Genomic DNA, 22,583 nt, shown 5'->3' with positions numbered 1-22,583 from the left:
GCGCCGTCGGGCGTCTCAGGCTCCGTACGGCTGACGCGTCGCGATCACAGTGATCATGCGCTCCAGCGCGAAGAGCGGGTCGCGGGCGGCGCCCTTGACCTCGCCGTCGGCGCGTGCGGTCGCCTGGATCGCCAGACCGAGTGAGCGTTCGTTCCAGCCGGCGAGGTCCCGTCGGGCACGGTCGACCTGCCAGTCTTTCATGCCGAGACGCTGCGCGAGCTGCCGGCTCGGCTCGCGGTTGCCGGCGACCCTGGCCATGGTGCGCAGTTTCATCGCGAACGCCGCGACCATGGGCACTGGGTCGGCGCCGGATGCCAGTGCATGACGCAGCGCGAGCAGCGCCTCCCCGTGCCGGCCGGCGATCGCCGTGTCGGCGACGACGAACGCCGAGACCTCGACCCGCCCGCCGTAGTACTTGGTGATCACGTCGTCGGTGATGTCGCCCTCGACGTCGCTGATGAGCTGCTGGCACGCGGCGGCGAGTTCGGTGAGATCATCGGCGAACGCCGACACCAGGGATCGCAGAGCGGTGGGCTGGATGCGCTTGCGCGCCGCCTTGAACTCCCCCGCGGCGAAGTCGACCCGATCGCTGTCGCGCTTCACCGCGGCGCAGGGGATCTCGATGCCGCCGCCCGCGCCCGACCGGATCGCGTCGAGCAGCTTCTTGCCGCGCACGGTCGCCCCGGTGTGCCGCAGCAGCACGGTCGCGCCCTCCTGCGGGTTCTCGACGTACTTCAGCGCCTCCTGCAGGAAGGCGTCCGAGCACTTCTCCACGCCGGCGACGCGCACCAGACGGGGTTCGCCGAACAGCGATGGCGACGTGACGGCGAACAGGGTGCCCGCCTCGTAGTCGTCGGCGCGCAGGTCGGTCACCTCGAGCGCCGGGTCTTCGGCACGCAGGTACTCCCGCACGCCGGCGATGGCACGCTCGGCGAGTACTTCCTCGGGGCCTGAGACCAGCACGATCGGGGCGGGACGCGGTTCACGCCACGATACCTGCGGGATCTTCGCACCCTTCGCGGCGCCGCCGCGGGCACCGGTTCCTCGGGCGGACGAGCGGGCTGCTGGCATGGCATCCAGCCTACCGGCGACCGCCGACGCCGCCCCACCGGCGGCCCGCTCTCACAGCCCGAGCAGCAGTATGAAACTGGGACCGAGCGACCACACGCAGGCGCGACGATCATCGATGCGCACGACGACGTCGGGCAATGCCACGCGATCCCCGATCGCCACGACGCGTGCGTCGCGCAAGCCCGCTATATGGAACTCGGCATCCGGATCCGGGTCGGTGTACGTCGAACTCGACAGGTCCAGCGGCTCGGCCTCGCGCACCTCGACCTCCAGCGGCAGGGAGACGTCCGCGCCGAGCTGGTCCTTCCTCGGCAGCTCGATGTACCAGGGCTCCCTGCACTGCATCTTCTTGATCGCCGAAGTGTCGAACGACGCCACGGCATCCGCGAGCTCAGTCAGCTCCTCCTGCAGCGCCGCTGCCCGCAGCTCCCGGGTGTCGAGGGTCTGCACAGGAGTGCATCCGCTCAGCATCAGCCCGAGCGCTCCCGCAGTCGCCGCACACCGCACGGCCGTCACCCACACCATGCGTCTGTTGTCTTCGGTCATCGTCATCCCTCTTCCTTCTCGGTCCAGACGGCGATGCGGTCGCTCCGCTCGCCCAACAGGATCAGTCCGTTCACATCGGTGCGCAACACCCGGGATCCGGTCGCCTCCAGCAGCTGCAGGGTCGCGGGGGTGGGATGCCCGTAGTCGTTGTCCTCCCCGACCCCGATCACCGCGACCGGCGCCCGCGCCTGCTCATACAGGCCCGGCTCCTGGTCGCGGCTGCCGTGGTGCGACACCTTCACGACCGCGTACCCGGGTGCGATCCGCCCGCCGGCGAGCAGGCGGCGCTGCGGCGCCGCCGACAGATCGCCGAGCATCAGCATCCGCGGGACCGCACCGCCGCCGATCTCGATCACCACGCTCGCATCATTGCCCGCCGGGAACGCCGCGGAATCCGGCTCCGGCCACAGCACACGCCACTGCGCCTCACCCAGCGCGCCGTGCACGCCGACCGCGCCCTCGACGAGGCGCGCTCCGTCGGATGCCAGCTGCCGCAGCAGCCGCTCGTCCTCGGCCTCGGCGGGTGGGCCGTGCAGCACGGTGCCCACCCGTCCGAACACGGCGGAGGTGCCGCCGACGTGATCGAGGTCGAAGTGCGTCAGCACCAGCAGATCGATGTGCGAGACAGCCGTGGTCGTGAGGCACTCCTGCAGCGCAGCCGGGTCGGGCCCGGTGTCGATCAGCGCCGTCCGCTCGCCGGATCGGACGAGCACGGCATCGCCCTGCCCGACATCGCACGCCGCGATACTCCACTCCCCCGGAGCGGTCATCGGCGCGAGCGGTCCGGTGAGCAGCATCCGCCCCGCGGCGAGTGCGAGCGCCACGACCACCACGAGCAGCGATCCATAGCGCAGCCGTGGTGACGGGGGTCCCGCCAGGACGACGGTGACGGCGGCGCTCAGCACGCCGACGATCAGCGCGGCGAGCGGACCGGCGACGACGGGCACGGTCGCACCGGGCAGCGCGGCGGTCACGGTCGCCGTCATCTCGATCCAGGCGGCCGGCAGCCAGGCCGCGGCGGCGAACAGGTCGGCGAGCATCGGCAGCGGTGCGGAGAGGCAGGCGAGCAGTCCGATCACGGTCGCGATCGGTGCGGCGGGCGCGGCGAGGAGGTTGGCGACCACGCCGACGATGGACTGCTGATCCGAGAACAGCGCGACGATCGGCCCGCACACCACCTGCGCCGCCAGCGGCACCGAGAGCGCCACGGCCAGCGGTGTCGGCATCCACCGTCCGAGGCCGCGCAGCAGCGGTCGGGAGAGCACCAGCAGCGCCGCTGTCGCGGCGGCCGACAGCGCGAAGCCGGGAGTGGCCGCCAGCCACGGATCGGTGATCAGCAGCCCGCACACGGCGAGGGAGAGCATCGCCAGACCCGCGCTCGGGCGCCCGAGCAGCACCGTGAGCATCGCGAGCGCGGCCATCACCGAAGCCCGCACGACGCTCGGTTCGGGCGTGACGAGCACCACGAAGGCGCTCAGTGCGACCAGCGACAGCACCACCCTCAGCCCGCGACCGCCGCCGGTGAGCGACACGAGCCAGAACACCGCCGCGACCACGATCATGCAGTTCGCTCCGGAAACCGCCGTCAAGTGACTGAGGCCGGATGCCAGCATCGCCGCGTTCAGGTCGGCGGACACCGCCCTCGTGTCGCCGACGGCGAGACCGGGCAGGAGCCCGGCCCCTGGTTCGGGCAGCCGCGTGGCGCGGTCGATGAAGTCAGCACGGGTCGTCGCGGCGACTGCGAAGATCCCGCTGGCCGGGCGCGCCACCTCCGCATGCGTTCCGAACACCACGAGGGCGGCGCGCTCTCCGGCATCCGTTCTCTTCGCCTGCCCCGTGACGCGCATCTGCGCTCCGAGATCCGCGCCCTCGATCGGATCGATGCCCACGCGGACCGGAGCGGATACACGCTGCTGCCGGCCGGGTGGGCCGATCTCGACGGTCTGCGCATCGAACCACAGTCTGCCGTCGGTGCCGATGGATGCCGACGAGGTGACGTCGGCGAGCACCTCCACGACGTGCCCGTCGTTCGCGCCGACCAGGTCGCGCTGCGGCTGTGCCCCCGCGACCGCCGATCCTGCGGCCGCACAGCACAGCAGGGCGAGGACGATCAGCCCGTGCCCGCCACGGCGGCGCAGCACCACGATGGTCACCGCCACGACGATGAGACCGGCGCTGACCGGAACCGCGAAGGCGGGCAGGAACACCAACGCCAATGCGGTGGCCCACAGCGCCAGGGCGAGCAGACTCGTGCGCAGATCGCTCATACGCGCACCTTCTCGCGCAGCCCGGCCAGGAGCTTCTCGCCGATGCCGGACACGGCCAGCAGGTCGTCGACCGAGCGGAAGCGCCCGTTCTCCTCCCGCCAGTCGAGGATGCGCTGCGCGAGCGCCGGACCGATGCGCGGCAGCGTCTCCAGTGCCGCCTGATCCGCGGAGTTCAGGTCGATCCGGCCATCGGAGGTGCTCCCCGTGCCGCCTGCGCCGCCGCCCGCCGGCGGCTGCGCGCCGACCTCCGGCACGATGATCTGCTCGCCGTCGCTGAGCGGACGCGCGAGGTTCACCGCCTGCAGGTCGGCCGTCTCGAGGGTGCCGCCTGCCGCGGCCAGGGCGTCGACGAGGCGGGCATCCGCTTCGAGGATGTACAGGCCGGGGTGGGTGACCTCGCCCAGCACGTGCACGTACAGACCTGTGCCACCGGTCACCGTGTCGGTCCCGGCGCCGTGGTCGGTCGCGGCCGGGCCCTCGAGCGGGATGCTGTCCACCGGCGCGGCCTGACCGCGCAGGATTCCCCAGCCCACCGCGGCCGAGAGCACGACCAGGCCCAGGGTCACGGCGACCCCGATGCCCATCCTCAGGCGCGCGCCGGTCTTCAGGGAAGCACGGGGCGTGCCCTCCTGTTCGGGGCGTTCGGAAGGGGGCACTCCGTCACGCTATGCGCGACGCATGCCCTCGTCCGCCGGAATCCCGCACGATGTGCACAACTCGTCGCACACGACGGATTGTGCAGGGAGAGTCAGCCCTTCGACAAGCTCAGGGACCCAGCTGTGCGGGCTCAGCCCCTGACGGCGAAGTTCACGATCTTCGGCGCGCGCACGATCACGCGCACGATCTCCTTGCCCTCCAGGGCCCGCTGCACGCGCTCATCGCCGCGTGCGAGCGCCTCGAGGTCGGCCTCCGAGATCTTCGCCGGCACGTCGATGGTCGCGCGCACCTTGCCGCCCACCTGCACCGCGCAGGTCACCGAGTCCTCGACCAGCAGGGCGGGATCGGCCTGGGGCCAGACGACCAGACCCACCGAGGGCTCATGCCCGAGCTGCTCCCACATCTCCTCGGCGGTGTGCGGAGCGATCAGGTCGAGCATCATGGCGACGGTCTCGGCCGCCTCGCGCACGGCGGGGTCGGATGCACCCGCCCCGGTGTCGATGGTCTTGCGTGCGGCATTCACGAGCTCCATCAGACGGGCGACCAGCACGTTGAACTTGGTGTGCTCGACCAGTCCCGGCGCCTCGGCCAGCAGATGGTGCGTGACGCGGCGCAGTGCGGCATCCCCGCCGTCGAAGCCGGCTCCGGCCGGGCTGTCGACGTCGGCCGCGACGCGCAGCGCGCGCGAGAGGAACTTCTGCGCGCCGGTCATCGACACGTCGGCCCAGTCCTTGTCGTCCTCCACCGGGCCGGCGAACGCCATGCCCACGCGCAGCGCGTCGGCGCCGAACTGCTCGAGCTCCTCCTGGAAGAGCACGAGGTTGCCCTTCGACTTCGACATCTTGTTGCCGTTCAGGATCACCATGCCCTGGTTGATCAGGCTCGAGAACGGCTCGGTGAACTCCACCAGGCCCATGTCGAAGAGCACCTTGGTGATGAACCGTGCGTACAACAGGTGCAGGATGGCGTGCTCGACACCGCCGATGTAGGCGTCGATCGGCGCCCAGCGACGGGCCTCTTCGGGGTCGAACGCCACGGTGTCGCTGTTCGGCGACAGGAAGCGCAGGTAGTACCACGAGCTGTCGACGAAGGTGTCCATGGTGTCGGCGTCGCGCAGCACCGGCTCGCCGGTGGTCGGGTCGACCGTGCGCACCCACGACTCGGCAGCGCCCAGCGGCGAGCTGCCCTTGGGCGACAGGTCGAGGCCCTCGACGCTGGGCAGACGCACGGGCAGCGCCGACTCGGCGACCGGCACGACGTCACCGGTCTCGGTGTGCAGCATCGGGATCGGGGTGCCCCAGAACCGCTGACGCGAGATCAGCCAGTCACGCAGCCGGTAGTTCTTGGCAGCACGGCCGACGCCGTCCTTCTCGAGGTTCTCGATCTGACGGGCGATCGCGGTGCGCTTGGTGAGTCCGTCCAGCACGCCGGAGTTGATCATGCGTCCGTCGCCGTTCAGCGCGATGCCCGTCTGGGCGGGATGCTGCTCATCGAGCGTCGCGACGGCCACGCCCTCGTCGTCGGTCTCGATGACCGGGATGGTGCCGGTGATCGGCGCCGTCGTATCGACGACGATCTTGACGGGAAGGTCGAAGGCACGGGCGAAGTCGAGGTCGCGCTGGTCGTGTGCGGGCACGGCCATGACCGCTCCGTGACCGTAGTCGGCCAGCACGTAGTCGGCGGCCCAGATCGGCATCCGCTCGCCGTTGACCGGGTTCACCGCGTACCGCTCGAGGAACACGCCGGTCTTCGGACGATCGGTCGACTGCCGGTCGATCTCGCTGGTCTTCTGCACCTGCTCCAGGTAGGTCTGGAAGCGCTGCTGCACCTCGCCGGAAGCACCGGCCGACAGCTCGGCGGCCAGGTCGGAGTCGGGCGCGACGACGAAGAACGTCGCGCCGTGCAGGGTGTCGGGACGCGTCGTGAACACCGTGACCGGCTCATCGCGACCCTCGATGCGGAAGTCGACGTCGGCGCCGACCGAGCGGCCGATCCAGTTGCGCTGCATCTGCAGCACCTTGTGCGGCCAGAAGCCCTCGAGCTGGTTCAGGTCGTCGAGCAGACGGTCGGCGTAGTCGGTGATCTTGAAGTACCACTGGGTGAGCTTCTTCTTCACGACCTCGGCGCCGCAGCGCTCGCAGCGCCCGTCGACGACCTGCTCGTTGGCCAGCACGGTCTGGTCGTTGGGGCACCAGTTGACCGGGCTCTTCTTGCGGTAGGCGAGACCGCGCTCGTACATCTTCAGGAACAGCCACTGGTTCCAGCGGTAGTACTCGGGATCGGAGGTGTGCAGCACGCGCGACCAGTCGAACGAGACGCCGTAGGACTTGAAGGCGGCCTTCTGCTGGTCGATGTTCTGGTAGGTCCACTCACGCGGGTCGGCGCCGCGACGGATGGCGGCGTTCTCGGCGGGCAGGCCGAACGAGTCCCACCCGATCGGGTTGAGCACGTTGTGTCCGCGGTGCCGCCAGAACCGTGCCACGACATCGCTGTAGAGGTAGTTCTCGGCGTGTCCCATGTGCAGGTCGCCCGAGGGGTACGGGAACATCGCCAGCACGTACTTGCGCGGCCGGTTGTCGTCCGCACCACCGGCGAGGAACGTCTCGTTCTCGGCCCAGTACTTCTGCCACTTGCGCTGGATGTCGTGCGCAGACATCGCCTCAGTGGACTCGGCGTGTGATTCGGACGAATGCTCGGACAAGGAACGACCAATCTGACGATGCGGGACAGCCCGGATATCGGGCCCCTCCAGGTTATCGTGACTTGTCACATCGCCGGCACGCCGGTCAGCCGCGCAGTACCGCCCATTCCGGGGGCAGCACCGCGCCCACCGCCGCCAGGGGCGCGTGCGCCTTGGTGGCCACCTCGGCCGTCTCGGCGCGCGCCTGCGAGAGCCAGGTGATGCCGCCTCCGGCGCCGACCACGGCCGCTTCCGTGTCGATCACGATCGAGCGGATCACCATCGCCAGATCGACCGAGCCGTCGAGACCGACGTGACCGAAGCACCCCGAGTACACACCGCGCGGCGCCCGCTCCAGCTCGTGCAGGATCGTCATCGCCGAGAGCTTGGGGGCGCCGGTCATGCTGCCGGCCGGGAACGCCGCGTCGCACAGGTCGCCGAAGCGCGCTCCGGGCCGCAGCTGCGCACTCACGGTGCTCACCAGCTGGTGCACGGCCGGGTACGACTCGACCTGCCAGAGCCGCTCGACCTGCACGCTGCCCGGCACGCCCACGTGCGACAGGTCGTTGCGCATCAGGTCGACGATCATCACGTTCTCGGCGCGCTCCTTGGCATCCGTCCGCAGCTCCTCCGCCAGGCGCGCGTCCTCCTCCGGCGTCGACCCGCGGGGCCGGGTGCCCTTGATCGGGCTGGTGGAGACCACCCCGCCGCTCACGGCGACGAACTGCTCGGGGCTCGCGCTCAGCAGGTGCCGCTCCCCCGCTCGCAGGTACCCGCCGTGGTGCGCGGGTGTCGCGGCGCGCAGTCGCAGGTAGGCGGAGAACGGATCGTCGGGCCGCGGCACGGTGAAGCGCGTCGTGAGGCAGAGCTGGTAGGCATCACCGCGCTCGATGGCGGCACGGCATCGCTCGACGAGCTCGCCGTACTCGGTGACGCCGTGGCGCGCGTCCGCGGTGACGGGAGCGGCGGCATCTGACTCCCCGCGCGAGACGGAGCGGATGCCCTCGGCGAGCGCGTCCCGCACGCTGTCGCACCAGGTGTCGACGTCGTCGGTACCGGCGAGCGCGTACACGGTGCCGGTGTGGTGATCGATCGCGATGGCGCGCGTCGCCGCGACCCAGACGGGTGCGTCATCGGATGCCGCGGTGGGCGCACCGCACGCCGCGGCGCCGGTCTCGTACGGGAGCCACCCGACCCACCCGCCGCGGAACGGTACGGGGGCCTCGGCTGCTCCTCCAATAGGGCGATCCAGGCGCACCGCGCGCACGCGGGCAGGATCGGTCTCGATCGCGCCGGTGCCGAGGATGCTCCAGCCGCTGTCGGCGTCGGCGCCGGCGTCGAGCCAGAACGCGGTGGAGGCGTCGCCGAACAGCCGATGGAACAGATCCGCCGCGTCGACGCGAGCCCGCTGCGGGCCATCGGCCAGTGGCAGCGCGATCAGCGGAATCGGTTCGGGCACGTTCACAGCGTAGGCCCCGGCGGCACGTTCTACGCTCGTGGGGTGGACGACTTCGTGCAATGGGCGATCGCGATGGTGCAGTCGGTCGATCCGGTGCTGCGCACCGTGCTCGCGGGCGTCGCCGTGATGCTCGAGACGAGCATCCTGATCGGCCTGATCGTGCCGGGCGACACGGTCGTGCTGGTCGCGTCGATCGGCGTCGCCTCGTGGACCGAGGGCGTCGTGCTGGGGGCCGTGGTGGTGGTCGGCGCCCTGATCGGCGAATCCATCGGATTCTGGCTGGGTCGGTGGGTCGGTCCGCACATCCGCAGCTCATGGCTCGGCCGACGCATCGGCGAGGAGCACTGGGTGCGTGCCGAGCGGTATCTGCTGCGTCGTGGCGGTGTGGCGATCTTCCTGTCGCGGTTCCTTCCGGTGCTGCACTCCCTCGTACCCCTCACCGTGGGGATGAGCGGCTACGCGTACCGCCGGTTCATCGCGTGGACGCTGCCGGCGTGCATCCTGTGGACGACGATCTACGTCGGTGTCGCCGCCACCGCCGCCGGCAACTACGACGAGCTGTCGGCCCGGGTGCACAACGCCGGGTACATCTTCGTCGGCATCATCATCGCCCTGCTGGTGGCGGTGGTCGTGGGCAAGAAGGTGCTCGCACGCATCGAGGCCAGGCACATGGCGCACGACCACCACGCCGATGCCGACGATGCGCATACCGAGGACGGCCCGCGCACCGAACCATGAAAGACTGAAGGCGATGTCACCCGCCGCCGCGGCCAAGATCCATTGGTTCGCACGCCTCGAACACCGCGTCCACGTCTGGCGCGAACGCCGCGCCCGCAGGCGCGGCCGTTCGGCGACCGCTGTGCCGTTCCCCGGGTACGGCGGCACCGGCTGGGTCCGCGTCGTCGGACGCGTGCTGATCGTCCCGCCGCTTCCCCGGCGTGCACGCGGTGAGGGCGCCAGCGTGCGCGGCTGGCGCTCGTTCGCCAGCATCCCGGTCAGCTTCGCCTCGGTGCGCATCGAGATCGGCGGGCGCAGCCATGATGTGGTGGCCGATCGCGGTGGCGTGATCGACACGGTGGTCGACGCCGAACTCGCGCCGGGCTGGCAGACGTTCACGATGTCGGTCGAGGGGCAGGAGCCCGTCGAGGCGACGGCGTTCATCGTCGCCGAAGACATTAGGTTCGGTGTCATCAGCGACGTCGACGACACGGTGATGGTCACCGCGCTGCCGCGACCGCTGGTGGCCGCGTGGAACTCGTTCGTCGTCGACGAGCACGCGCGCACACCGGTGCCGGGCATGGCCGTGCTACTCGAGCAGCTGCGCCGCGACCACCCCGGATCTCCGGTGATCTACCTCTCCACCGGCGCGTGGAACGTCGCACCCACGCTGCGACGGTTCCTCAGCCGCAACCTGTTCCCCGACGGCGCCATGCTGCTCACCGACTGGGGGCCCACGCATGACCGCTGGTTCCGCAGCGGCCGCGAGCACAAGAGCACCAACCTGCGGCGTCTGGCCGAGGAGTTCCCCGAGGTGCGCTGGCTGCTGATCGGAGACGACGGTCAGCACGACGAGGGCATCTACGCGCAGTTCCAGAAGGAGCACCCGGATTCGGTGGCCGGTGTCGCCATCCGCCGGCTGCTGCCGGCCGAGGCCGTACTGGCGGGTGGACGCGCCGCGACCGTGCCGCACCGCGCCGACGAAGCGCCGTGGGTGAGCGCCGAGGACGGCGCCGGGCTGCGTGACCTGCTCGGTGAGGTCGGCATCCTCGACGCCGAGGACTGAGCGCGGCATGATCCGGTGGGAGCGCGAGGAGTGGACGGCTCGCGCCGAGGCGCACGCCGCGCGGGCGGATGCCCTCACCGCTGCACATCGCGAACGGGCGCAGCGGCACGAGAAGCACCCCGTGCACGACTTCCTGTTCACGTACTACTCGCACAAGCCGTCTCAGCTGCGACGCTGGCATCCCGGGGCGGGCATCACCCTGCGCGACGCTCCGGAGCGCGCGGAGTGGCGCTGGTACTCCCGGGGCCCGGCACCCGACGAGGTGGTGCCCGATGCAGACGCGTTCCGCGCCGCGAAGCCCCAGCTCGCCGCTCTCGTCGAGACGATGCTGCGACGCACCGCATCCCGCCCCGCGCAGTTCGGCTGCTTCGGCCTGCACGAGTGGGCGATGGTCTACCGCACGGCCGAGCACCGGCATCCGATCCCCCTCCGACTGGGCACGGCGGGCACGGATGCCGTCGTCGAGGCGAACGAGCTGCGGTGCACTCATTTCGACGCGTTCCGGTTCTTCACCGACGACGCCGTGCCCCGCAACCGACTGGCGCTCACCCGCGAGTCGCAGCCCGACCTCGAGCAGCCCGGCTGCCTGCACGCCGGCATGGACGTCTACAAGTGGGCGGTCAAGCTCGGCCCGCTCGTGCCGGGCGAGCTGCTGCTGGACGCGTTCGAACTGGCGCGCGACATCCGCATGCTCGACATGCAAGCGGCTCCCTACGACCTGTCCGCGTGGGACGTGCGACCGGTGCCCATCGAGACCGCGGAGGGCAAGGCCGAGTACGTGCGCCGGCAGCGCGGATTCGCCGACCGCGGCGCCGCGCTGCGTCGGGAGCTGCTGACGGCGTGGCTGGGGACATCCGGCTCGTCCGCAACCTCCCGTTAGGGTTGACGGCGGAGGGATGCACGAGTGAGTCGGACCGGAGAGGCGAGCGCGCACGCTCGCGCACGCCTGCGCAGCTTCAACGGCGCGGTGACCGTGCTCGGTCTCATCAGCATCCTCGTCATCGGCATCGTCGTCTTCGCGAACACCGGCGGCGACGCCGCGGGTTCCGGCCCGGTCACCACCTCGGAGGACTACTACTCGCCGTGGGAGGACCCCGCTCCGGTCGCCGCCACCGCAGAAGGTGAGACCTGGAGCGGACGCGGTCAGCAGTACATCCCGCTGACCGGGCTGACCCCCGGCGAGCCGCTGACGCTGACCTTCCTGGACGACTCCGATTTCTCGGACTTCTTCCTCACCCCGGGAGGCCCCGGCGAGAGCGAGGCGGCCGTGTCGTTCGACAGCTACAGCGACATCGGCGACTACCTGATCCCGTCGGCCTCCGAGATGACGCTCTGGCCGCGGACCCGCTCCGCCGATCCGTGGTCGGTGCGTGTCAAGCCCGTCACGCTCGACACGGCATCGGGCGCGATCTCGGCCACTTCTGCGCGCACGTTCCTGTACACCGGTTCCGCGACGGCCGCCCGTGTGACGGTGAGCGGTCGCGCGTCCATCGAGATCGTCACGGAGCAGGGCATCGAAGACACGTACCCGTGGTTCGAGGACGGATCACAGAGCATCGCCTGGCCCGACACCAGCAGCGCGGTGTTCATCGTCGACTCCTCGGGAAGCTCGAGCTGGACGATCTCCTTCTATGAGCCCGATCCGCAGGCCACGCCGACGCCGACGCCCGCGCCGACCGAGGGCGGCGGTGCCGATGAGTGATCCCGCGCTGGCGCGCATCCGCACCTTCTCGCGCTACACCTGGATCGTCGGTGCTGTGGGCGTCATGGTCGCCGCGTTCTTCGTGGTGCCGAACATCACCCTGCTCGGAGACGGCGTCGTGGTCGCCGGCGGCAACGGCGGGTACGGTGAGCGCATCAACCCGTACTACGAGGACGACCCCGTGGAGCTGACGATGGCGGACGGCGTCATCCCGGGTGATCGGCAGGGTGGCTGGATGACGTTCGACAAGGACTCCGAACCGCTCGAACTGCGCCGCCCGGCCTCCCACGACGACACCGACCACTACGGCAACGACTACATCAGCGTGTACCAGACGCCCGGCGCTCCCGGCGAGCACCCCGCACGTGACGGTCTCCCGATGCTGGGCTCGCTGTGGGACAGCGAGGACGTCGTGTACGCGACCCCGGCGCTGACCGACAGCCGACTGTGGTTCGGCGCCATCGACGACGAATGGCAGGTGCTGGCGGAGCCGGTGCGCTCCACCGCGATCGTCGACGGCGTCGCCGAAGGCTCGGGCGATGAGATGCTCTCCTACCGCGGAGACGCGCTCAGCGCCCGGTTCACGCACACCGGCTCGGGGTATCTGCGGGTCACCGCGTTCTCGCCGGAGTTCGAGTACCGGGGAGAACCGCATGTGAACGACGTCGACGACTTCACGACCCGCGCGTCGTGGCCCGTGCCGGGCACGGTGCTGTTCCGGATCGAATCGAGCGGCGGCGAATGGTCCGTCACCGTGGACGAATGAGAGAGATGGCATGACCTTCGCTGAGACGCTCGACGAGGCCTTCAAGGCCCGCCTGCCGCTGCTGTACCTCGAGACCGGCGAGGAGGTGCGCGCCATCGAGGCGATCTCGCAGGCCGCGGCCGCGCAGCGGCATCCCCGTCCGATCTGGACCTGGACCAGTGCGCTGGGGTTGATCGGCCCCGACGGCAAGAGCGTCGCGAACACGACCAACCCGGCGCGTGCGCTGTCGCACATCGCCGGGCTGCAGGATGCCGGCGTGTTCATCTTCTGCGACCTGCACGCCTACTTCGGATCGGAGCACCGGCAGGGCGAGCCGCTCGTGGTGCGCACCGCCCGCGAGACCGCCCTGGACTTCCGGCACGGCGACGCGTCACGGCTGCTCGTGCTGATCTCGCCGGTGCGGACGATCCCGCCGGAGCTGAACGAGCTCACCCACCTGCTGGAGTTCCCGTTGCCCTCGTCCGACGAGATCCGGCAGCTGCTCGACACGATGATCGAGCGCAACTCCTCGGGCCCCGGCCGCATCCGCGTCGATGCCGACGACGCCGCCCGCGAGCAGCTCGTACATGCCGCGCTCGGGCTGTCGATGGCAGAGGCCGAGAACGCATTCGCCCGCGCGATGGTCAACGACGGAAGACTCAGCGCGGGTGACGTTCCCGTGGTGCTCGATGAGAAGGCGCAGATCGTGCGCAAGTCGGGGCTGCTGGAGTTCATGGACTCCGACATCGATCTCGATGATGTCGGCGGCCTCAACAACATGAAGCGCTGGCTGTCGCGCCGCAACGGATCGTGGATGGCCGGCGCGAAGCAGTACGGGCTGCCCGATCCCAAGGGCGTGCTGATCACCGGCGTGCCCGGCTGCGGAAAGTCGCTCACCGCCAAGGCGACCGCCGCCTCGTGGGGGCTGCCGCTGCTGCGGCTCGACATCGGCCGGGTGTTCTCGGGTCTGGTCGGCTCGAGCGAGCAGAACCTGCGCACCGCCATCGCCACCGCCGAGGCCGTCGCGCCGTGCATCCTCTGGGTGGACGAGATCGAGAAGGGCTTCTCGAACACGACCGGCAGCGGCGACTCCGGCACCTCGGCGCGCGTGTTCGGCACGTTCCTGACGTGGATGCAGGAGAAGAAGCGGCCGGTGTTCGTCGTCGCGACCGCGAACAACATCGACGCCCTGCCGCCGGAGTTCCTGCGCAAGGGGCGCTTCGACGAGATCTTCTTCGTGGACCTGCCGACGTCCGCCGAGCGCGAGGTGATCTGGCGACTGCAGCTGAGCGCACAGGCATCCGATGCGAACGGCCTCGCCGCCCTCTCCGCCGACGACGCCACCATCGACGAACTCGTCGGCCGCAGCGAGAACCACTCCGGCGCCGAGATCGAGCAGGCCGTCATCTCGGCCCTGTTCGAGGGTTACAGCGCCGGGCGACCCGTGGACGCGGCGATGCTCGAGCAGGTGGTCGACTCGACGATCCCCCTCGCCGTCACGCAGGCCGAAGAGGTGCGCCGCATCCGCGATTGGGCCGCGGAGCGCGCGGTGCGCGCCACCGGCACGGAAGACCTGGATGCCACAGAGTCCGGCTCCCGCGAGTCGGCGGGCGTGCTCTCGGCGCGTCGCGGCGGCCGTACCGTGGACTACTGAGACGCCCAGGAGCACAGGAGCAGAGCATGCAGAAGCAGCTGATCGTGAACCTACGCCCCGACGGCTCGGTCGCCGCCGAGACGCTCGGCATGACCGGGGACGAGTGCCTCACATACATCGCCGCGCTCGAGGATCTGCTCGACGCCACCACCACGTCGTCGTCTTTCACGGACGACTACGCCGGTGTCACCGCCGAGACGACCACTGCGCTGCGCGACGAGGACCGCACCGGATGATCGTGCACGCGCAGTCCCCCGGCATCGATGTGCCCACGCTGCTGGGCACCGTCGAGCCGGCACCGAGCGATGGCCCGCTGCGGTGGTCGCGTTTCCTGCCCGCCACCGAGGCGGAGGGGCCCGGTCGGCGTGCCGCGCTGTGGGTGCAGGGATGTCGCGTGCACTGCCCCGAGTGCTTCAACCCGCACCTCTGGGCCACCCGCGGTGGGGTGCTGTCCGACCCGACGGACGTCGCCGCGCAGTGGCTCGACGCCGCCCGTGCGGCCGGATCGACCGGCATCACGCTGCTCGGGGGCGAGCCGTTCGAACAGGCGGCGGCGCTCGCGCCGATCGCGCGCGTGTTTCGTGACGCGGGCATGTCGGTGATGGCCTTCAGCGGGCACACGCTCTCGGACCTCGTCCGCTGGGCCGCGCACCGCGATGACGTCTCCGCGCTGCTCGAGGCCACCGACCTGCTGTGCGACGGCCCGTATCTGCGGGAGCACCCCGACACCAGGCGCCCGTGGATCGGTTCTGCCAATCAGGGCATCCGCGCGCTCAGCCCGGCGCACGCCGAGGAGGTGCGTCGCATCGCATCCCAGGGCCGCGCCGACACGCTCGAGGTGCGCATCGGCGCCGACGGTCTCGTGAGCGTCAACGGCTGGGCATCCGACGCCGCCCTCGCGGCCCTTCTCGACGATCTCGGCGTGCGCGCCGACCGACCCCAGGAGCATGTCGCATGAGCGTCTCCCTACTCCTCATCCCCGCAGCCCTCGCCGTCGCCGGCGTCGTCGGTGGCATCGGCGTCGCGGGCGTGCAGTCGCAGTCCGGCACGGACGCATCGCAGAAGTCCGGCAAGAGCGCACCCGGCCGGGAGATCCCGGCGGATGAGACGGTGACGCCGCTGCAGGTGCAGACCCGCATGAAGAACGCCGGCCTGCTGGCATCCGCCCTGCACGATCTCGGGGCGACATCGATCGACACCGTCGACGGCGAGCTCACCGCCGTCGTCGACGATCTGTCGCTGCGCATGACGCGCGACGCCGACGGCATCTGGACCGCGCACGTCACCGGCACCGACGGGCGCGAGGCGGACGTCAGCGACGCGACCGCCCTGATGACGCGGATCGACGGCGCGTACGCCCGACGGGTGCAGCAGGAGGTCGCCGCGCGCATCCGCGCCCGCGCCGCCGACGCCGGGTTCGAACTGGTCTCGGAGTCGCGTCAGTCGGACGACAGCGTGACGATGGTGCTCAGCGTGCGCAGCGGGCTCTCATGAGCACCTCCCGCACCGCCCAGGCGCCCACCATCGGCTGGATGCTCGGCATGAGCACCTGGATGATCTCGGCGTTCATCCCCGGCTCGTACCTGGCGTGGCTGGGCTTCCTGATCGTCGGCATCGTCGGGCGGAGGATGTGGTGGACGATCGTCGGCGTGGTCCTCGGAGCGCTGGCCATCCTTGTGCATCTGCCGATCTGGGGACAGTGGCAGCCGTTGGTGGCCGCCCTGCTGTACATCGCCGGGATGCTGCTGGCGCTGATGGCCAACCCCGGGTGGCTGCGCGCGATGTGGGAGCGCCGCACGGGTGGCGGCGCGCAGGTCGCCTCACCGGCGACGGCGTCCGGCGGCAGCCGCGCGGCCCGTCGCGCGAAGGCCAGGGAAGAGGGGAAGAGGGAGGCCCGCGCGGCGCAGCAGAAGGCGGACCGCGATGCTGCCCGGAAGAAGCCGACCCGCGCGGCGGCGAAGAAGCCCGCCGCTGCATCGGCGAAGGAGCCGGCCCGTTCTCCGCGGCAGGAGCCGACCGAGGCGGATCGGCTGGCGGCGCGCGCCGGCGCCACCACCGCCGAGTTCTTCGCGCCGTCCGGCCAGCCGACCGCGCCGGCCGAGCCGGTCGACGTCAACACCGCGGAGGCCGATGCGCTGGCCACACTGCCCGGTATCTCGGCCCGGCGGGCGCGCAGACTGGTGAAACAGCGCGATGCTGCGGGCGGCTTCGCCTCGCTGGATGCGTTCGCGACCGCCGCGGGTCTGCAGCCCCATGAACTCGTGCGGCTGCGGGGCGCGGCCGTGTGCTCGCGTCCGCCGCGCGGCCCACGTCAGTTCGGTCGCCGCGTCGACTACTGACCTGGGCTATCCGTCGGGCTGGTCTGCGACCTGCATCCGCAGGGTCATGACGCGCGTGGCCGCGTCGCGCAGGCGCTCGGCCGGCAGACGGCCGTCGGCGACGGCGGCGGCGATCCCGTCGACCATCGCCGGTGCCGTCTCCGACGTGGAGCCTGCGATCATCAGCACCATGTCGCTGCCGGCGATCAGCGCGTCGACGGCGTTCTCGACCGGGTCGGCGTAGTCGGCGACGCCGGACGAGGTGAGCATGCCGAGGTCATCGGTGATGATCACGCCCTCGAACCCGAGTTCGTCGCGGGCGATCTCGTGCCAGCGCGCGGAGAGTGAGGCCGGAGCGGCGTCGACGGAGCTGTAGGCGAGGTGCCCGAACATGAGCAGTTCGGCACCCGCGTCGATGCCGGCGGCGAAGGGCTTGGCGTCGGCGTCCTGCCACTGCGCGAGGGTGAGTGCGGTGCTCGGGATGCTGTGGTGCGAATCCCCCGGTGCTGCGCCGTGCCCGGGGAAGTGCTTGAGCGTCGAGAGCACGACTCCCCGCTCCCCCTGCACCGCTGCGGCGGTGCGCTGAGCAGCCGCGTCGGGGTCGGTGCCCAGTGCTCGGGAGGAGATGAACGAGCCCGCGTCGGCGGGCACGTCGGCGACGATGCCGAAGTTGACGTTCGCCCCGCTGTCGGCCACGAGGGCCGCGCGCTGCGCGAAGGCATCCCGGGTCTGTGCGGGCTCGGCCCGCTGCAGGGCGCGTCCGGCGGGCAGATCGTCCCAGGGCATCCGAGAGACGACGCCGCCCTCCTGGTCGATCGCGATGAGCGGCGGCAGCTCGGCATCGATGGTCAAGGCGGCGGTCAGAGTGCGCAGCTGATCGGGACCGCCGGTGACGTTGGCGCCCATCAGGATGAATCCGCCGAGTCCCGTGGCCATGTACGCGCGCACCGCGTCGGGATCGTCGCCGGGGATGTGCCCCATCACGACGCTGGCGGCCAACTCGGCGGTGCTCATGCCGCTCAGCGCCGCATCGACCGGGTCGGCAGTGGGCGTCGGCGTGCTCGTCGACGTCGCCGGCCGCGAGGAGGGCGGGAGCGTGGATGACTGGGACGTCGATGGTGCTCCGCTGGGCGCGCATGCGACCAGCAGCGCGCCGGCCAGCAGGGCGGCCGCCGCAGCGCGGGTGGTTCGACGACGCATGTCTTCGAGGCTACTCGCCCTGAGTGCGTCGACAGAGGGCGGATCAGGCGAGGACCGCGTCGACCCGGTCGGACGTCGCCGAGTCACGCTGCGCAGCGCGCGTGAGGTACCGCTGCACGCCGCGCGCCGCGGTGCGCCCGGCGCGGTTCGCACCGATAGTGCTGGCTGACGGCCCGTAGCCGACCAGTTGGATGCGCGGGTCGGCGACGGCCGTGGTGCCGCGTCCGGCGCGGTCGAGTCGGATGCCCCCGTGCGGGCTGCGCAGATGCAGGGGTGCCAGGTGCGCGATGGCGGGTCGGAATCCGGTGGCCCACAGGATGACGTCGACCCGCTCGAAGCTGCCGTCGGCCCAGCGGACGCCGTCGGGTTCGATGCTCTGGAACATCTCGCGCCGTGCGGCGTAGGCGCCGAGCCGATCGGCTTCGCGCTCCTGCGGTCGCAGCATGAGTCCGGTGACGCTGACGACGCTCTCGGGCGCGAGTCCCTGCGCCACGCGCTGCTCGACGAGCGCGACGGCGGCGGCCCCTGCTTCGGGGGTGAAGTCATCAGTGCGCCATACGGGTGGCCGGCGGGTCGCCCATAGCGTGTCGGTGATCGGGGCCAGCGCTCCGAGGAACTGCACGGCGGATGCTCCCCCGCCGACGACCAGCACCCGCTTGCCGCGGAAGTGCTCCGGCCCCGGGTAGTCGGCGGTGTGCAGCTGCTCGCCGAGGAACAACTCCATGCCCGGGTAGTGCGGCAGGAACGGCCGGGTCCAGGTGCCGGTGGCGTTGACAAGGGTTCGGCTGCGCCATTCACCGGCATCCGATCGCACCACCAGCACGCCGTCCTCGTCATCGACGGTGTGCACGGTGACGGGGCGGATGACGGGCAGGTCGTTGCGGCGTTCGTAGTCGGCGAAATAGGCGGGGACGATCCGATTCGCGCGTTGCTGCGACAGGGGCGGCGCCTGTTCTCCGGGAAGCTCGGCGACCCCGTGCACGTCGTTCATGGTGAGGGCGTCCCAGCGGTGCTGCCACGCGCCGCCCGGATGCGCGTCGGCGTCGAGCACGACGTGATCGATGCCGAGGCGGCGCAGATGGTACGAGGTCGACAGGCCGGCTTGACCGGCTCCGATCACGATGCTCGACAGGATGCTCACGTCTGATCCAACGCCGACGCCGTGGCGGATGTTCCATGGCTCCGGATTGCTACACTCGCGGTAAGGCGACCCGCGGGACGACCCGCGGGCGATGTCATGAGCAGGGACGACCCCGCAGATTCGGAACCACGTGTCCGCTCTCTCCTCTCTTCGGTCATCTCTTCGCGATGTCCTCGCTCCGACGGCGATACTGCGGCTGGCACTCGGCTGGGGCGCATTCCTCGCGCTGCTGGTGTGCGCGCCGCTGCTCGACGTCGCACTGCCCACGGGCGTGCTCTGGCTGGTGCTCGGTGCCATCGTCGGAGTGATCGTCGTCTGCGCGTTCGGCGTCGTCACCGAGGCCGAGCACCTCGCCCGGCGGATGGGCGACCCGTACGGCACGCTGGTGCTCACCCTGTCGATCGTGCTCATCGAGGTGATCCTCATCTCGGCGGTGATGCTCGGTCCTGGTGAGCATGCGACGATCGCGCGCGATTCGGTGATGGCCGTGTCGATGATCATCCTCAACCTGGTCGCCGGTGTCGCGCTGCTCGTGGGCGGATTGCGGCACGGCGCGCTCCGCGCGAACCGCACCGGGGTGTTCGCCTATCTGGGGATGCTGGTGGTGCTGTTGTCGGCGGCCTTCGCCTTACCGGCGCTGATCGGCGTCGACGGCTCGTACACGGTGGCTCAGGCTGTGCCGATCAGCGTGATGACGGTGGCGCTGTACGGGTTCTTCCTGGCGCGGCAGATGGGAGCGCAGCGTGCGGATTTCCAGGAAGTGGTGACCGCGGGTGCCGGAGGCGCGGGGACTGACGCCGCGGGCGCTGGGCCGCAGGCGGATATCCGGGCTGTGCTGCGACGACACCGCGGTGAGCTGATCTCACGCACGGTGCTGCTCGTGGCGACGGTGACGCCGATCGTGCTGCTCTCGCACGACATGGCGACTCTGCTGGATGACGCCCTCGATCGTCTGGGGGCGCCGGTGGCGCTTTCGGGGGTGCTCATCGCGATGATCGTGTTCCTGCCCGAGACGATCACCACTGTGCGCGCGGCGTACACCGGTGAGCTGCAGCGGGTGAGCAATCTCTGTCATGGGGCGCTGGTGTCGACGGTGGGGTTGACGATCCCGGTCGTGCTGACGATCGGGATGCTGACCGGGCGGCCGGTCGTGCTGGGCGAGAGTGCGACATCGCTGACCCTGCTCGCTGTGACGCTGCTGCTGACTTTCGCGAGCTTCGGCAGTCGGCGCGTCGGTGCAGTGCATGGCGCGGCGCACCTGATGCTGTTCGCGCTCTATGGAATCGCGCTGTTCGCGTGACCGTGGGCGTCCCACTCTGTGTCAGAACGGTGCGGCTGACGCCTGGCCCTGTTCGGTGGATGTTGCTTCTTCGGTGAACACGACGGTGTTCTGGGGCGGGGGTCGGTCGATGTAGATCCGCCCGGCGGGGCTCGTCCACTCGACCAGTCCGTCGCCGAGCTGTTCGACATGCCAGGGCGCATGGTGTTTGAGCACGTGATGTCGTCGACACAGTGCGCCGAGGTTGTCGACCTCGGTCGCCCCGCCCAATGCGGCGTCGTGCGTGTGGTCGAGGTCGCTGTCGCGCGCCGGCATCCCACAGGTCGGGAATCGGCATCGCTGGTCGCGAGCTCTCAGATGTCGTCGCTGATACTCGCTGGGTCGGTATCGGTCGACCGCCAGCAGCGTGCCGGTGACGGGATGCGTGAGCACCCGGTCCCACCCGGACGCGGCGCCGGCGAGCAACCGCGCCGTCTGCGGATCGATCGGGCCGTGACCATCGAGTTCAGCGGGCTGCGCCGTCACACTCTCCGTGCCGATCCGGAGGCTCTCGAGCCCCATCATCGTCAGGAACGGGATCGTCACGCTCACGCTCGGTCTGATGGCCGCCAGCAGCCCCTGCTCGGTGTCGTGCCCCGCCGGGACGCCGGTCAGCAGAAGATCCAGGGCGATGTCGAACCGCCGCTGCGCCAGCGTCCGCGGATCCTGCCCGTTCGCGGCGTCATTGCCCTGAGGCGCGGCGTCGCCGGCCTGCGGACCGGTGTCGCCGTCGTGACGCTCAGCGTCAGCATCCGATGCAGCCGCGGTCGGGCCTGCCGCATGTGCCTTCGCCATCGCGGTGATCCTGTCGTAAGCGCCATGCACGAGTGCGGCCGGGCCGAACAGGTGCATCTCGGCCATGGCATCCGGATGGTCCCGCACCCACGCACCGCGCTCCTGGCGCGCCCCGTCGTGTCGCTCTTCGATCGATCGCGGCTGGTACTGCTGCGCGATCCGCTCGGCGATCGGCCGCACGCGGTTCGGCGATTCGTCGCGCGCGAATTCGAGCACACGCGCCGCGTACTCCTCGCGCGCCACGGGATCTTCGATGCGAACGCCGGCGTCGACGATCACGCGCGCATGCCCGGCCGCGATCTCACCGGCGCCCTGGGCCGCCCACACCGACGGGAACCGCTCGACCAGCAGCTCGGCCCCCGCCATGCGACGCTGCACCGTGCGGTCGCTCACACGCAGTGCCGTGGCGAGCTCTGCGGCCACGGCGCGATACGAGATGTCGGCCTCATCAGCATCCGACGCTGCATCAGACGCCCAGCGCGCCGCCAGCGCGAGCACGCCGTCACGCGCGGCCATCATGCCGCTGATCGAGCGCTCCAGTGACTGCGCGAGGTCGACCAGCTCGTCGAGCGTGGCCACCTGCTCCACCGTCACATCCATCAGCGCCGTCATGCCTTCAGTACACCAGCGACCACCGACATTCGAACTAAGATACGAGCCGATCTTGGGGGGCAGAAGATCACGGCTGCATGACGAACACCGGTCACTCGGCGGCTCACACCTTCAATCGATGGCTTGGGCCTCGACCCTCCGATTGTGGACGGCGATGACGACCAGCGTGGCGATCGGGCCGGCCAGAACGACGACGAAGGGCCAGTACCAATCCACGGTACCGAGCAGCGCCGCGCCAAGAACAGTGAGGCCCGCACCACCGGCGCGCATCCCGACGGATCCGACAGGAATGATCTCTGCGTTTCGGTAGAACGGCATTCGGGCGGCCGGATTGGCCCGCATCGTCATCGTGAGCGCCACATGGAACAGCACCACGCCCGCCACGGCAGCGATCCACCCGAACATGAGCATGTCGCCGACCCTACCAACTACGGCTTCTGATCAACGCCCCGGTGGCGTGAATCGAAGCATGTTCGTCTCCCGTCGCACGAAGCCCACCGACTCATACAGCCGCAGCGCTGACTCCCGCGAGGGTCGCGATGTGAGATCGAGGGTCCGCATCCCTCGTTCGACAGCGAGTTCGGTCATGCGCACCAGCAAGGCCCGAGCGATCCCCCTCCCGCGCAGCTCCGTCG

Annotated in this window: 22 protein-coding genes; 11 read left to right on the top strand and 11 right to left on the bottom strand. The window is 70.5% G+C overall.

Features of this window, described 5'->3' with window-relative positions; translation table 11 throughout:
* Positions 1 to 15: 15 nt before the first annotated feature.
* The 6 genes from holA to pabB all read right to left on the bottom strand — a co-directional run bounded on the left by holA (position 16) and on the right by pabB (position 8,680).
* A complete protein-coding gene (gene holA / locus WDU99_RS01105) occupies positions 16 to 1,071 on the bottom strand; it encodes a DNA polymerase III subunit delta (protein WP_337330589.1) in 1,056 nt (351 codons plus the stop codon).
* 51 nt (positions 1,072 to 1,122) lie between these two features.
* On the bottom strand, positions 1,123 to 1,623 hold the full coding sequence (locus tag WDU99_RS01100) for a hypothetical protein (RefSeq protein WP_337330588.1): 501 nt from the start codon (positions 1,621 to 1,623) through the stop codon (positions 1,123 to 1,125).
* A complete protein-coding gene (locus WDU99_RS01095) occupies positions 1,620 to 3,884 on the bottom strand; it encodes a ComEC/Rec2 family competence protein (protein ID WP_337330587.1) in 2,265 nt (754 codons plus the stop codon). Before WDU99_RS01095 ends, WDU99_RS01100 begins: the two co-directional genes overlap by 4 nt.
* Positions 3,881 to 4,540, bottom strand: a complete 660-nt coding sequence (locus tag WDU99_RS01090) for a ComEA family DNA-binding protein (protein WP_337330586.1) — start codon at positions 4,538 to 4,540, stop codon at positions 3,881 to 3,883. Before WDU99_RS01090 ends, WDU99_RS01095 begins: the two co-directional genes overlap by 4 nt.
* Before the next feature lie 131 nt (positions 4,541 to 4,671).
* Positions 4,672 to 7,197 carry a leucine--tRNA ligase gene (leuS, locus tag WDU99_RS01085; RefSeq protein WP_337330585.1) on the bottom strand — a complete coding sequence of 842 codons (2,526 nt, stop codon included), beginning with the start codon at positions 7,195 to 7,197 and terminating at the stop codon, positions 4,672 to 4,674.
* Positions 7,198 to 7,327: 130 nt separating this feature from the next.
* The gene (gene pabB, locus WDU99_RS01080) at positions 7,328 to 8,680 is read right to left on the bottom strand and encodes an aminodeoxychorismate synthase component I (protein WP_337330584.1); all 1,353 of its coding nucleotides are present in this window, start codon (positions 8,678 to 8,680) and stop codon (positions 7,328 to 7,330) included.
* 42 nt (positions 8,681 to 8,722) lie between these two features.
* Here pabB and WDU99_RS01075 point away from each other — a divergent pair, with 42 nt between their 5' ends.
* From WDU99_RS01075 to WDU99_RS01030, 10 genes are read left to right on the top strand one after another with little or no spacing between them, the layout of a single operon-like run.
* The gene (locus tag WDU99_RS01075) at positions 8,723 to 9,418 is read left to right on the top strand and encodes a DedA family protein (RefSeq protein WP_337330583.1); all 696 of its coding nucleotides are present in this window, start codon (positions 8,723 to 8,725) and stop codon (positions 9,416 to 9,418) included.
* A 13-nt stretch (positions 9,419 to 9,431) separates the two neighbouring features.
* Positions 9,432 to 10,463, top strand: a complete 1,032-nt coding sequence (locus WDU99_RS01070) for an App1 family protein (protein ID WP_337330582.1) — start codon at positions 9,432 to 9,434, stop codon at positions 10,461 to 10,463.
* A gap of 7 nt (positions 10,464 to 10,470) precedes the next feature.
* Positions 10,471 to 11,343 carry a 3-methyladenine DNA glycosylase gene (locus tag WDU99_RS01065; RefSeq protein ID WP_337330581.1) on the top strand — a complete coding sequence of 291 codons (873 nt, stop codon included), beginning with the start codon at positions 10,471 to 10,473 and terminating at the stop codon, positions 11,341 to 11,343.
* A 24-nt stretch (positions 11,344 to 11,367) separates the two neighbouring features.
* A complete protein-coding gene (locus tag WDU99_RS01060) occupies positions 11,368 to 12,165 on the top strand; it encodes a hypothetical protein (protein WP_337330580.1) in 798 nt (265 codons plus the stop codon).
* Positions 12,158 to 12,931: a hypothetical protein gene (locus tag WDU99_RS01055; protein ID WP_337330579.1), complete on the top strand. Its 774-nt coding sequence runs from the start codon at positions 12,158 to 12,160 to the stop codon at positions 12,929 to 12,931. The genes WDU99_RS01060 and WDU99_RS01055 overlap by 8 nt, the downstream gene beginning before the upstream one ends.
* 10 nt (positions 12,932 to 12,941) lie before the next feature.
* Positions 12,942 to 14,564 (top strand): AAA family ATPase, encoded by a 1,623-nt coding sequence (locus tag WDU99_RS01050; protein WP_337330578.1) that lies wholly within the window; start codon positions 12,942 to 12,944, stop codon positions 14,562 to 14,564.
* A gap of 26 nt (positions 14,565 to 14,590) precedes the next feature.
* Positions 14,591 to 14,800, top strand: a complete 210-nt coding sequence (locus WDU99_RS01045; protein ID WP_337330577.1) for a DUF2997 domain-containing protein — start codon at positions 14,591 to 14,593, stop codon at positions 14,798 to 14,800.
* On the top strand, positions 14,797 to 15,522 hold the full coding sequence (locus tag WDU99_RS01040) for a 4Fe-4S single cluster domain-containing protein (protein WP_337330576.1): 726 nt from the start codon (positions 14,797 to 14,799) through the stop codon (positions 15,520 to 15,522). Before WDU99_RS01045 ends, WDU99_RS01040 begins: the two co-directional genes overlap by 4 nt.
* Positions 15,519 to 16,058: a hypothetical protein gene (locus WDU99_RS01035; RefSeq protein ID WP_337330575.1), complete on the top strand. Its 540-nt coding sequence runs from the start codon at positions 15,519 to 15,521 to the stop codon at positions 16,056 to 16,058. Before WDU99_RS01040 ends, WDU99_RS01035 begins: the two co-directional genes overlap by 4 nt.
* Positions 16,055 to 16,903: a ComEA family DNA-binding protein gene (locus tag WDU99_RS01030; protein ID WP_337330574.1), complete on the top strand. Its 849-nt coding sequence runs from the start codon at positions 16,055 to 16,057 to the stop codon at positions 16,901 to 16,903. The genes WDU99_RS01035 and WDU99_RS01030 overlap by 4 nt, the downstream gene beginning before the upstream one ends.
* Before the next feature lie 6 nt (positions 16,904 to 16,909).
* On the opposite strand, the gene WDU99_RS01025 is transcribed toward WDU99_RS01030, so the two are convergent.
* Together WDU99_RS01025 and WDU99_RS01020 are read right to left on the bottom strand one after the other, a co-directional pair.
* Positions 16,910 to 18,082 (bottom strand): glycoside hydrolase family 3 N-terminal domain-containing protein, encoded by a 1,173-nt coding sequence (locus WDU99_RS01025; RefSeq protein WP_337330573.1) that lies wholly within the window; start codon positions 18,080 to 18,082, stop codon positions 16,910 to 16,912.
* 43 nt (positions 18,083 to 18,125) lie between these two features.
* Positions 18,126 to 19,223, bottom strand: a complete 1,098-nt coding sequence (locus WDU99_RS01020) for an NAD(P)-binding domain-containing protein (protein WP_337330572.1) — start codon at positions 19,221 to 19,223, stop codon at positions 18,126 to 18,128.
* Between the two features lie 130 nt (positions 19,224 to 19,353).
* Between WDU99_RS01020 and WDU99_RS01015 the strand changes: the two genes are divergently transcribed.
* Entirely contained in the window at positions 19,354 to 20,523 is a 1,170-nt protein-coding gene (locus WDU99_RS01015) for a calcium:cation antiporter (protein ID WP_337330571.1), read from the top strand.
* 21 nt (positions 20,524 to 20,544) lie between these two features.
* Here the strand turns inward: WDU99_RS01015 and WDU99_RS01010 are convergent, their stop codons facing one another.
* From WDU99_RS01010 to WDU99_RS17245, 3 genes are all read right to left on the bottom strand, one after another.
* Positions 20,545 to 21,948 (bottom strand): HNH endonuclease signature motif containing protein, encoded by a 1,404-nt coding sequence (locus WDU99_RS01010; protein WP_337330570.1) that lies wholly within the window; start codon positions 21,946 to 21,948, stop codon positions 20,545 to 20,547.
* Positions 21,949 to 22,059: 111 nt separating this feature from the next.
* Entirely contained in the window at positions 22,060 to 22,359 is a 300-nt protein-coding gene (locus tag WDU99_RS01005) for a hypothetical protein (protein WP_337330569.1), read from the bottom strand.
* Between the two features lie 30 nt (positions 22,360 to 22,389).
* The gene (locus WDU99_RS17245; protein WP_420063969.1) at positions 22,390 to 22,575 is read right to left on the bottom strand and encodes a GNAT family N-acetyltransferase; all 186 of its coding nucleotides are present in this window, start codon (positions 22,573 to 22,575) and stop codon (positions 22,390 to 22,392) included.
* Between the last annotated feature and the right edge of the window lie 8 nt (positions 22,576 to 22,583).

The sequence above is a fragment of the Microbacterium bandirmense genome, assembly GCF_037204185.1.
In the GTDB taxonomy this organism is placed as follows: Bacteria; Actinomycetota; Actinomycetes; order Actinomycetales; family Microbacteriaceae; genus Microbacterium; species Microbacterium bandirmense.
This window is presented reverse-complemented; position numbering and strand designations above follow the sequence as displayed.